Annotated in this window: 12 protein-coding genes; 7 read left to right on the top strand and 5 right to left on the bottom strand. The window is 75.0% G+C overall.

Annotated elements, in window-relative coordinates; genetic code table 11:
• Positions 1-750: class I SAM-dependent methyltransferase (locus E9549_RS14305; protein WP_236827214.1), on the bottom strand; the 750-nt coding region annotated here is incomplete at its 3' end.
• A 34-nt stretch (positions 751-784) separates the two neighbouring features.
• Here E9549_RS14305 and E9549_RS14300 point away from each other — a divergent pair.
• Complete coding sequence (locus E9549_RS14300; RefSeq protein WP_236827213.1) at positions 785-1,831, top strand: UDP-N-acetylmuramate dehydrogenase; 1,047 nt, start codon at positions 785-787, stop codon at positions 1,829-1,831.
• Positions 1,832-1,894: 63 nt separating this feature from the next.
• Here the strand turns inward: E9549_RS14300 and E9549_RS14295 are convergent, their stop codons facing one another.
• Positions 1,895-2,668, bottom strand: a complete 774-nt coding sequence (locus tag E9549_RS14295) for an SDR family oxidoreductase (protein ID WP_236827212.1) — start codon at positions 2,666-2,668, stop codon at positions 1,895-1,897.
• 83 nt (positions 2,669-2,751) lie between these two features.
• Here E9549_RS14295 and mshA point away from each other — a divergent pair, with 83 nt between their 5' ends.
• The 4 genes from mshA to E9549_RS14275 all read left to right on the top strand — a co-directional run bounded on the left by mshA (position 2,752) and on the right by E9549_RS14275 (position 7,047).
• The gene (gene mshA, locus E9549_RS14290; RefSeq protein ID WP_236827211.1) at positions 2,752-4,089 is read left to right on the top strand and encodes a D-inositol-3-phosphate glycosyltransferase; all 1,338 of its coding nucleotides are present in this window, start codon (positions 2,752-2,754) and stop codon (positions 4,087-4,089) included.
• Entirely contained in the window at positions 4,086-4,616 is a 531-nt protein-coding gene (locus E9549_RS14285; protein WP_236827210.1) for a YbjN domain-containing protein, read from the top strand. The genes mshA and E9549_RS14285 overlap by 4 nt, the downstream gene beginning before the upstream one ends.
• A complete protein-coding gene (locus E9549_RS14280; RefSeq protein ID WP_236827209.1) occupies positions 4,613-6,202 on the top strand; it encodes an MFS transporter in 1,590 nt (529 codons plus the stop codon). The genes E9549_RS14285 and E9549_RS14280 overlap by 4 nt, the downstream gene beginning before the upstream one ends.
• A gap of 86 nt (positions 6,203-6,288) precedes the next feature.
• The gene (locus E9549_RS14275; RefSeq protein ID WP_236827208.1) at positions 6,289-7,047 is read left to right on the top strand and encodes a phosphoglyceromutase; all 759 of its coding nucleotides are present in this window, start codon (positions 6,289-6,291) and stop codon (positions 7,045-7,047) included.
• 169 nt (positions 7,048-7,216) lie between these two features.
• Here E9549_RS14275 and phoU read toward each other — a convergent pair whose 3' ends face one another.
• On the bottom strand, positions 7,217-7,885 hold the full coding sequence (gene phoU / locus E9549_RS14270; RefSeq protein WP_236827207.1) for a phosphate signaling complex protein PhoU: 669 nt from the start codon (positions 7,883-7,885) through the stop codon (positions 7,217-7,219).
• A gap of 167 nt (positions 7,886-8,052) precedes the next feature.
• On the opposite strand from phoU, the gene E9549_RS14265 reads away from it, so the two are divergent.
• Positions 8,053-9,255 carry a cell wall metabolism sensor histidine kinase WalK gene (locus E9549_RS14265; RefSeq protein WP_236827206.1) on the top strand — a complete coding sequence of 401 codons (1,203 nt, stop codon included), beginning with the start codon at positions 8,053-8,055 and terminating at the stop codon, positions 9,253-9,255.
• Complete coding sequence (locus E9549_RS14260) at positions 9,252-9,941, top strand: response regulator transcription factor (RefSeq protein WP_236827205.1); 690 nt, start codon at positions 9,252-9,254, stop codon at positions 9,939-9,941. The genes E9549_RS14265 and E9549_RS14260 overlap by 4 nt, the downstream gene beginning before the upstream one ends.
• Positions 9,942-9,997: 56 nt before the next feature.
• Here the strand turns inward: E9549_RS14260 and E9549_RS14255 are convergent, their stop codons facing one another.
• Positions 9,998-10,189 (bottom strand): DUF3072 domain-containing protein, encoded by a 192-nt coding sequence (locus tag E9549_RS14255; RefSeq protein ID WP_236827204.1) that lies wholly within the window; start codon positions 10,187-10,189, stop codon positions 9,998-10,000.
• A 10-nt stretch (positions 10,190-10,199) separates the two neighbouring features.
• Positions 10,200-10,418 carry a hypothetical protein gene (locus E9549_RS14250; RefSeq protein ID WP_236827203.1) on the bottom strand — a complete coding sequence of 73 codons (219 nt, stop codon included), beginning with the start codon at positions 10,416-10,418 and terminating at the stop codon, positions 10,200-10,202.
• Positions 10,419-10,471: the final 53 nt, after the last annotated feature.

Genomic DNA, 10,471 nt, shown 5'->3' with positions numbered 1-10,471 from the left:
GCGCTGGCGCGGTCCGAAGGCGCTCAGGCCGGCAGCGACCGCCCAGGCGGCGTCGAAGGCGCGCAGAAACTCGTGGACCGGCTGGCCCGGCACGTTGTGGTGGATGAGCGCCTTGGGCAGCCGTTCGGCGAGGTCGGAGGGGGCGGAGATGTCGGAGACCCGCGCCGCGAGGGTGAGGGTGAGCGGGCCGTCGGCGTCCAGCGCGACCCACGCCGAGCGCCGTCCCCACTCGTCGCAGGTGCCCTCGACGACCAGCCCGCCGGGCGCCAGCGCGCCGCGCATCGTGTCCCAGGCCCGGGCGGCGGACTCCTCGTCGTACTGGCGCAGCACGTTGAAGGCGCGCACGAGCACCGGGCGCAGCCCGGCGAGCTCGAAGCCGCCGACGCGGAAGTCCACCCGCGGCGGGTCGCGGTCGGCGGCCACGGCCGCCACCCGCTCCGGGTCGATCTCCAGTCCCACGACCTCCAGGCCGTCGACCTCGGGCCCGAGGCGCTCGACGAGCTCCAGCGTGGTGACGGCGGAGGACCCGTAGCCGAGGTCGACCACGAGCGGGCGGGCGGCGTCGCGCAGCCGCGGCACCTGCGTGGCCAGCAGCCAGCGGTCGACCCGGCGCAGCCGGTTAGCGTTGGTGGTGCCGCGCGTGGGCAGGCCCAGCGCGCGCGCCCGCCCGGCGGCCAGCCGGGGCGCCCGGCGCTGCGGCTGGGGGGACAGCGAGGCCCGGCGCTTGTGCTCGTCGCCCGGCTGGTTCACGGGGTCACAGGCTAGCCCCGGCTACCGTCGAGCCGTGCAGGTGCGATCCGACGTCCCCCTCGCGGGGCTGACCACCCTGGCCGTGGGCGGCCCCGCCGAGCGGCTGGTGGAGGTCGAGACGGCCGCCGAGCTGGTCGCCGCCGTCCGCGACGCCGACGAGTCCGGCCGGCCCCTGCTGCTCCTGGGCGGCGGCTCCAACCTCATCGCCCCCGACGAGGGGTGGCCGGGCGACGTCGTCGCCGTCCGGTCGCGGGGGATCGAGCGCACCGGCGGGACCCTCGTGGTCCAGGCGGGGGAGGACTGGGACGCGCTGGTGGCGCACACCGTCGAGCAGCGGCTGGCGGGCGTGGAGGCGCTCTCGGGCATCCCCGGCTCCACGGGGGCGACACCGGTGCAGAACGTCGGCGCGTACGGCCAGGAGGTCGCGCAGACGATCACCGCCGTCCGCGTGTACGACCGCGCCGAGAAGGCCGAGCGGACGCTGAGCCCGGCCGAGTGCGGCTTCGCCTACCGCGACAGCCGGCTCAAGCGCGAGCCGGGCCGGTTCGTCGTCCTCGAGGTGACGTTCGCGCTGGAGGCCGGCGAGCTGTCGCGCCCGGTCGGCTACGCGGAGCTGGCCCGCTCCCTGGGCGTGGCGGTCGGCGAGCGGGCGCCGCTGGCCGCCGTCCGCGACGCCGTCCTGGCGCTGCGCCGCGGCAAGGGCATGGTCTGGGACGCCGCCGACCCCGACTCGCGCAGCGCCGGCTCGTTCTTCACCAACCCGATCGTGGCCGCCGACCGGGCGGTCGAGGGCTGCCCGAGCTGGCCGGCCGGGGACGGGCAGCTCAAGCTCAGCGCCGCCTGGCTGGTGCAGCACGCCGGCTTCGGGCGGGGCACCCGCGACGGGCGGGTGGGCACCTCGTCGCGGCACAGCCTCGCGCTCACCACCGAGGACGGCGCGACGGCGGCCGAGCTCCTCGCCTTCGCCGGGAAGGTCGTGGCCGCGGTCGAGGAGCGGTTCGGCGTCACCCTGGAGCGCGAACCGACCGCCGTGGAGCTCGGTCGCGCCGGGTGGGCCCCGGAGGGGTCCGCGCAGGCGTGACGGACGCGCTCCACCCGACGGAGGGCGCTACCTGGCCGCGGTGTCGTCCGGAGGACGACGGTGTCATTCGCGCGCGACCTTGTGCTGGGCGGCCTGGGCGCGCGGGCGGACCACCAGCAGGTCGACGTTGACGTGGTGCGGGCGGGTGAGCGCCCACGCGATGCAGTCGGCGACGTCCTGGGCGACCAGCGGCTCGCGCACCCCGCGGTAGACGGCGTCGGCCCGCTCCTGCGAGCCGGTGCGGTTGAGCGAGAACTCCTCGGTCCTCACCATCCCGGGGGCGATCTCGATCACCCGGACCGGGTCCCCGCACAGCTCGAGCCGCAGCGTCTCGGCCAGCGTGTGCACCCCGTGCTTGGCAGCGGTGTACGAGGCGCCCCCCTCGTAGGAGATCAGCCCGGCGGTGGAGCCCACGAACAGCACGTCACCCGCGCCGGAGTCACGCAGCTTCGGCAGCAGGGCCTTGGTCAGCCGCACGGTGCCGAGCACGTTCACCTCGTAGGTGCGGGCCCAGGAGTCGAGGTCGGCCTCGGCGACGGGGTTGGTGTCGAACGCCCCGCCGGCGTTGTTGACCAGCACGTCCACCCGATCGAGCGCGGCGGTGAACGCGGCCACGGACTCGGGATCGGTGAGGTCCAGGGGCAGGGCCCGGCCGCCGATCGCGGCGGCGAGCTCCTCCAGGCGGTCCAGCCGGCGGGCACCGACGACGACGTCGAAACCCTCGGCCGCGAGCCGCCGGGCCGTCGCCGCCCCGATCCCGCTCGAGGCGCCCGTGACGACGGCGGTGCGACCGGTGCCGGGGAGGGAGCCGGGGGCGGGGGGTGAGCTACCTGACATGCCCCCATCCTGGCGCTGTTGCAAGATGGAGGACCGACAGGGGTGCTGGTCGGGGCCCTCGCAGAGCAGAGCGGAGGTCCGTGGTGCCCCCTCGCGGCTTCCCCGCCCCCGGCCGCCCGGCGCGCGTCGCGACGCTGTCGGTGCACACCAGCCCGCTGGACCAGCCCGGCGCCGGTGACGCCGGGGGCATGAACGTCTACATCGTCGAGGTCTCCCGCCGGCTGGCCGCCCGCGGCATCGAGGTCGACGTCTTCACCCGGGCGACCTCCAGCGAGCTGCCCCCGGTGGTCGAGATGAGCCCGGGCGTCACGGTGCGGCACGTCAGCGCCGGCCCCTTCGAGGGCCTGGGCAAGGAGGAGCTCCCCGCCCAGCTCTGCGCGTTCACCGCGGCGGTGCTCCGTGCCGAGGCCCAGCACGAGCCGGGCCACTACGACCTCGTCCACTCGCACTACTGGCTCTCCGGGCAGGTCGGCTGGCTGGCCCGTGACCGGTGGGGCGTGCCGCTGGTGCACACCGCGCACACGCTGGCCAAGGTCAAGAACGAGGCGCTGGCCGACGGCGACCGGCCCGAGCCGCGCGCGCGGGTCATCGGCGAGGAGCAGGTCGTGGCCGAGGCCGACCGGCTGATCGCCAACACCGACGAGGAGGCCCGCCAGCTGGTGCGCCTCTACGGCGCCGACCCCGCGCGCACCCTCGTCGTCCCGCCCGGGGTGGACCTCGACCGGTTCGCCCCCGGCAGCCGGGCCGCCGCCCGCCGCGCCGTCGGCGTGCGCGACGACGCCGTCGTCCTGCTCTTCGTCGGGCGCATCCAGCCGCTGAAGGCCCCGGACGTGCTGCTGCACACCGCCGCCCGCATGGTGGCCGACGACCCGGCGCTGCGCTCCCGCCTCCAGGTGCACGTGGTGGGTGCGCCCAGCGGCAGCGGCCTGGACGCCCCCCGGCAGCTGGAGGAGCTCGCCCGCTCGCTCGGCATCGACGGCCTGGTGCGCTTCCACGCACCGCAGCCGCCCGCCCGGCTGGCCGAGTTCTACCGCGCCGCGGACGTGACGGTCGTGCCCAGCCACAACGAGTCGTTCGGGCTGGTCGCCCTGGAGTCGCAGGCCTGCGGCACCCCGGTCGTGGCCGCGGCGGTCGGCGGTCTGCCGACGGCGGTGCGCGACGGCGTCTCCGGGGTGCTCGTCGACGGTCACCGGGCCGGGGACTACGCCGCGGCGGTGCGCTCGGTCCTCGCCCGCCGGGAGCTGCTCGCCGCCGGCGCCGGCCGGCACGCGGCCGCGTTCTCCTGGGACCGCACCGCCGACGCCCTCGTCGCGGCCTACACCTCCGCGGCCGCCGAGATGTCCGCACCGCGGGCCCTGCCCCTGCGGGACCGCCGGCCCGGGCGGCTCCGGGCCCTGCCGGAGATGGGGGTGGCCCGGTGAGCCGGACCGTCGAGGAGCTCGACGAGGTCATCGACCGGGCGCTGCGCGACACGGAGCTGGTGCACGAGCACCCGCGGCCGGGCACCTGGCTGGTCGACCTGCCGGGCACCAAGAAGCTCAAGACGGTCTGCGGCCTGATCGTGGGCGACCACGCGCTGCGGGTGGAGGCGTTCGTCTGCCGCCAGCCCGACGAGAACCGCGAGCAGCTGTGGACCTACCTGCTGCGGCACAACGCCCGCATGTACGGCGTCGCCTACTCGATCGACTCCGTCGGTGACGTCTACCTGACCGGGCGGCTGCCGCACGCCGCCGTCACGCCGGAGGAGCTGGACCGGCTGCTCGGGTCGGTGCTCAGCTACGCCGACGACCACTTCAACACGATGCTGGAGATCGGCTTCGGCACGTCGATCCGCCGCGAGTGGGAGTGGCGGGTCAAGCGCGGCGAGTCGCTGCGCAACCTGGAGGCGTTCGCCGCCTTCGCCGACCCCACCCGCCGGTCCGGCGCCGACCCGACCAGCAGGGCGTGACGGCGACCGAGAGGTCCCGGCCGGGCGCGGTGGCGCCCGGCGACGAGCTGCCCCCCGGCTACGCCCGCCGCTGGTGGGTCCTGGCCACGATGACGGTCTGCCTGCTCGTGGTGATCATGGGCAACACCATCCTCAACGTCGCCCTCCCGACTCTGCAGCGGGAGCTGGACGCCAGCCAGGGCGAGCTGCAGTGGGTCGTGGACGCCTACATCCTCGTGTTCGCCGGCCTGCTGTTCACCTGGGGCGTGATCGGTGACCGGATCGGCCGCCGGCGGGTGCTGCTCATCGGGCTGTCCGTCTTCGCGGTGGGGTCGGTGCTCGCGGCGCTGAGCGACAGCCCGCTGGAGCTGATCGGCTGGCGGGCGGTGATGGGCATCGGTGGCGCGGCGGTCCAGCCGACGACGCTCGCCGTCATCACCAACGTCTTCCCGCCCCGTGAGCGCGGCCGGGCCATCGGCGTGTGGGCGGGGACGGCGGGGATCGCCGTCGCGGGCGGCCCGCTGGCCGGTGGCGCCGTCCTCGAGCACTTCTGGTGGGGCGCGGTCTTCCTCGTCGGCGTCCCCGTGGCGCTGCTCGGCATCGTCGCCGTGCTGGCCTTCGTCCCCGAGTCGAAGGACCCCTCCCCGGGCCGGCTGGATCTGCCGGGCGTGCTGCTGTCGATCGCGGCGCTCGCCGGCCTGGTCTACGGGATCATCCACGGCGGTGGCGGCGCGGGCTGGACGACGCCGGGTGTCCTCGTGCCGCTCCTGGGCGGCCTGGTCCTGCTCGCGGTCTTCGTCTGGCTGCAGCGCCGGTCGGCCCACCCGGCGCTCGACGTCTCGCTGTTCCGCAACCCGGCCTTCTCCGCCGCCGCGGCGGCGCTGGGCCTGAACTTCTTCGCGCTGCTCGGCGCGACGTTCTACCTGGTGTTCTACCTGCAGGGCGTGCGCGGCTACTCCCCGCTGCAGAGCGGCGCGGCGCTGATCCCGGTCGCGCTCGGCATGGCGCTCATGGCTCCTCGGAGTTCCGGGCTGGCCGAGCGGTTCGGGGCCAAGGCCGTCTGCGCGACCGGCTTCCTGCTGATCACCCTGTCCTTCCTCGGGGTGCAGCTGCTCGACCTGACCTCGCCGGTCTGGCTGCTCCTGGTGGTGCTCTCCGTCCAGGGGCTGGGCATGGGCGCGGTCATGGCGCCCGCGACCGAGTCGATCATGTCCGTGGTGCCGCGGGAGAAGGCCGGCGCCGGGGCCGCGGTCAACAACTCGGTCCGGCAGGTCGGCGGCGCCCTCGGGGTCGCGATCCTGGGTTCGCTGCTCGCGGCGACCTACGCCGCGCAGCTGGGGTCGGCGGCCGACGGGCTGCCGGCGGGCGCGCGCGACGACGCCCGGCAGTCCGTCGTCGCCACGCTGGAGGCCGTGCGCCGGGCGCAGGCGGAGGGGACGCCGGAGGTGGCCCGGGCCGCGGTCGCGGTCGTCGACCCGGCCCGCGACGCCTTCGTGACCGCGATGCACCTGACGGCGATCGGCACCGCCACCGCCACCCTGGTCGCGGCGGTCGTGGTGCTGATCTGGCTGCCCGGCCGCCCGAAGCCGGCGCCGGATCCGCGCTGACCCGGAGGGAACGGGTCCGGACCGCGGTGCCGCGGGGCCGACCCGTCCCGCTGCCCGTGGCGGCGGCGTCGGGCAGGATGATCGCCGTGACGACCTCCACGGGAACCCTGGTGCTGCTCCGCCACGGCGAGAGCGAGTGGAACAAGGCCAACCTCTTCACCGGCTGGGTGGACGTGCCGCTCACCGAGCAGGGGCGCGAGGAGGCCGCCCGCGGCGGACGGCTGATGGCCGAGCACGGGCTGCTGCCCGACGTCTCGCACACCTCGCTGCTGCGCCGGGCGATCATGACCGCCGAGCTCGCGCTGCACGAGGCCGACCGGCAGTGGATCCCGGTCAAGCGCTCCTGGCGGCTGAACGAGCGGCACTACGGCGCGCTGCAGGGCAAGGACAAGGCCGCCACGCTCGCCGAGTTCGGCGAGGAGCAGTTCATGACCTGGCGGCGGTCCTACGACACCCCGCCGCCGCCCATCGAGCCGGGCAGCGAGTACAGCCAGGACGGCGACGCGCGCTACGCGTTCCTGCCGCCGGAGGCGCGGCCTGCGACCGAGTGCCTGGCCGACGTCGTCGTGCGGATGCTGCCCTACTGGTACGACGCGATCGTCCCGGACCTGCGGCTGGGCCAGACCGTGCTGGTCGCCGCCCACGGCAACAGCCTGCGGGCGCTGGTGAAGCACCTCGACGGCATGGCGGACGACGAGGTGGTGGGCCTCAACATCCCGACCGGCGTGCCCCTGCGCTACGACCTCGACGACGACCTGCGCCCGGTGAAGCCCGGCGGCGAGTACCTCGACCCCGACGCCGCGGCAGCCGCCATCGAGGCGGTCAGGAACCAGGGCAAGCGCTGACGAGGGGGCCCGGAGGGTCCCCTCGTCAGCGCTGGAGCCGCCCTGCGAGGCGCCGCGGCGAGCGGGGCCCGCAGGGTTGCCGAGGAGTCGGCAGGGCAGGGTTCAGCGCAACGGGCGCGGCTCCTGGCCGCGGTGCCGCCCGGAGGACGGCAGTGTGATGGCAGCGGTGTCAGCCGGAGGCTGACGAGACCGCGGAGTCGTAGCGCTCGCCGGTGACCAGGTAGCAGACCCGGCGGGCGACGCTGACCGCGTGGTCGGCGAAGCGCTCGTAGTAGCGGCCGAGCAGCGTGATGTCGATGGCCGACTCGATGCCGTGCGGCCAGTCCTCGCTCAGCAGCTGGCGGAACAGCCCGCGGTGGATCTGATCCATCGCGTCGTCGTCCGTCTCCAGCTCCTGGGCGGCCTCGACGTCGCGCTTGGCGATGACGGTCGCGGTCTTGGTGATGAGCAGCTCCGCCACGTTGCCCGCCTCGAGGAAGGCCGGCCGGACCTCCTGCGGCACCGCGTGGTCGGGGAAGCGCATGCGCGCCACCTTGGCGATGTGGGCGGCGAGGTCGCCCATCCGCTCGAGGTCGGCGACGATGCGCATGGCGGTCGTGATGGTCCGCAGGTCGCCGGCCACCGGCTGCTGGCGGGCGAGCAGCGTGAAGGTGCGCTGCTCGATGCTCTCGCGGGTCGCGTCGATCTGGTCGTCGCCGGCGATCACCAGGTCGGCCAGGGCGACATCGGCGTCCAGGAGCGCCGTGGTGGCCGTGCTCATCTGCGAGCCCACGGAGTTGGCCATCTCCACCAGGCAGGTGTTGATGTCGTCGAGTTCCTCGTGGTAGCTGTCCCGCACGGTCGTCCTCTCGTCGTGGTTCCCCGGCGACAGTAGGCGCGGCCGGGGCTGATCCGGCCGCGGTGGGGTGAACTCCGCCCCACCCGGCGGTGAACAGTGACCCGTCCGAGCGGTGAACCTCTCGCCTGATCATGGTGCCTCGCCGCGGCCCACCTAGCATCTGGGCCGTGAGTCCACTGGTCGCCCTGGTGGTCGGCCTCCTCCTGGGTGGGGTGGTGGCCGCCACCGTCATCCTCCGCTCCCGCGCCGACCGCGGGCGCCGCCCCCTCGACGGGGCGTCCGTCCCACCGCCCGAGGCGGCGCTGGCGCGGCGGCTCGTGGACCTGATGGATCCGGCCCTCGTCGTCGTGGGCATCGACGACGCCGTGCTGCTGGCCAACCCCGCGGCCCGCGCGCTGGGTGTCGTCCGGGGCACCCGCCTGCTGGTGCCGGAGCTGCTCGCCCTGGCCCGGGCGGTGCGCGGCGGGGGCACCCGGCGGGCCGACGTCCGGCTGCCCGGTGACCTGGTCGGCGCGGGGCCGCGGCTGGTCGGCGTCCACGGGATCCGGCTCGACGGGGACGCCGGCACGCCGGCGGGGCCGGTCGCGCTGGTGCTGCAGGACGTCACGGAGGCGCGCCGGGTGGAGGCCGTCCGTCGCGACTTCGTGGCGAACGTCGGACACGAGCTGAAGACGCCGGTGGGGGCGCTGGCCCTGCTCGCCGAGGCGATCGAGGGCGCCGCCGACGACCCCGAGGCGGTGCAGCGCTTCGCGGCGCGGATCGCCCACGAGGCCGACCGGCTGGGCCGGCTCGTGCGCGAGCTGATCGACCTCTCCCGGCTGCAGGGCGGCGAGCCGCTGCCGGAGCTGGTGCCCGTGGAGGTGGACCGGGTGCTCGGGGAGGCGGTGGACCGCACGCGCACCGCGGCCCGCGCCAAGGGGCTGGAGATCGTGCTCGGCGGGCAGGCGGGCCTGGTGGTGCGCGGGGTGGAGAGCCAGCTGGTCACCGCGGTCACCAACCTGCTGGCCAACGCCGTGGCGTACAGCACCGGCAGCAGCCGGGTCGCGGTCGCGGCCCGCGCGCGGTCGGGGTTCGCCGAGATCGCGGTGACCGACAGCGGCATCGGCATCCCGCGGGCCGACCGGCACCGGGTGTTCGAGCGCTTCTACCGCGTGGACCAGTCCCGTGCCAGCAGCACCGGCGGAACGGGGCTGGGGCTGGCGATCGTCAAGCACGTGGCCAGCAACCACGGTGGTTCGGTGACGGTCTGGAGCGAGGAGGGGCTGGGGTCGACGTTCACCCTGCGCATCCCGCTCGCCGGTGCCGCGGAGAACCCGGCGGCGGGATCGCCCGCCTCCGCAACGGAGAATCTGGAGAACGAGCACTCATGACCCGAGTCCTGGTCGTCGAGGACGAGGAGTCCTTCTCCGACGCCCTGTCCTACATGCTCCGGCGGGAGGGCTTCGAGACGGTCGTGGCCGCCACCGGGCCCGACGCCCTGGCGGAGTTCGACCGCGGCGGCGCCGACATCGTGCTGCTCGACCTCATGCTCCCCGGCCTGCCCGGGACGGAGGTCTGCCGCATGCTGCGCGCCCGCAGCAACGTGCCGATCATCATGCTGACCGCCAAGGACGCCGAGATCGACAAGGTGGTCGGCCTCGAGCTGGGCGCCGACGACTACGTGACCAAGCCGTACTCGGCGCGGGAGCTGGTCGCCCGCATCAGGGCCGTGCTGCGTCGCCGGGGGGAGGCCGCCGAGGCGGCCCCCGCCGAGGGTGGCGTGCTGGCCGCCGGGCCGGTCCGCATGGACGTCGAGCGGCACGTGGTCGCGGTGGACGGCGAGCAGGTGGCGCTGCCGCTCAAGGAGTTCGACCTGCTGGAGCTCCTGCTCCGCAACGCCGGCCGCGTGCTCACCCGGGCGCAGCTGATCGACCGCGTGTGGGGGTCGGACTACGTGGGTGACACCAAGACCCTCGACGTCCACGTCAAGCGGCTGCGGGCCAAGCTGGAGCCCGACCCCGCGAACCCGAAGTACCTGCTGACGGTGCGGGGCCTGGGCTACAAGCTCGAGGCGTAGGCCCGTCCGACCTCACCCCCGGCGCGCCGAGGGGCGGCGGGCGGACGGGCGTCTCGTCAGTCGTCCTTGAGGTCGTCGATCTTCTTGGACGCGTCGGCCTTCGAGATGTCCTCGGGGATCTCCTCGCCGGTGCCCCGCGCCAGCGTCTCGAGGTAGCTCTTCTGGGCACCGGTGGCGGGCTCGTCCCCGGTGACCCAGTCGTCCGGGTCCTTCTCGGTGGTCTGGTCGGCGGAGTTGGCTTCGCTCATGTGTTCGATGCTAGGCAGGGTGCAGCTCCGGCGCCTGTCGAGCGGCAGCGGCGGCACGGGCGGCCCGCGTCGCCGCCCACCGGCGGCCGGTCGGGTAGGCGTGGACCGCGCCGCAGGCGGGGCACTCGACGTGCAGCGCGATGTGCGTCCGGTGGTTGGTGACCGACCGGATGCGCCGGTCGGCGACCAGCTCGTCGGTCCGGGTCACGGGGCAGGTGATCAGCAACATGGGAGAAGCGTGGCGCCGTCCACCCGCTCGCACGAGTGGCGGGAGTGACCACT

The organism is Blastococcus sp. MG754426 (assembly GCF_021699055.1).
GTDB lineage: Bacteria > Actinomycetota > Actinomycetes > Mycobacteriales > Geodermatophilaceae > Blastococcus.
The sequence above is the reverse complement of the archived record's forward strand: the minus strand, read 5'-3'. Positions and strand labels throughout refer to the sequence as shown.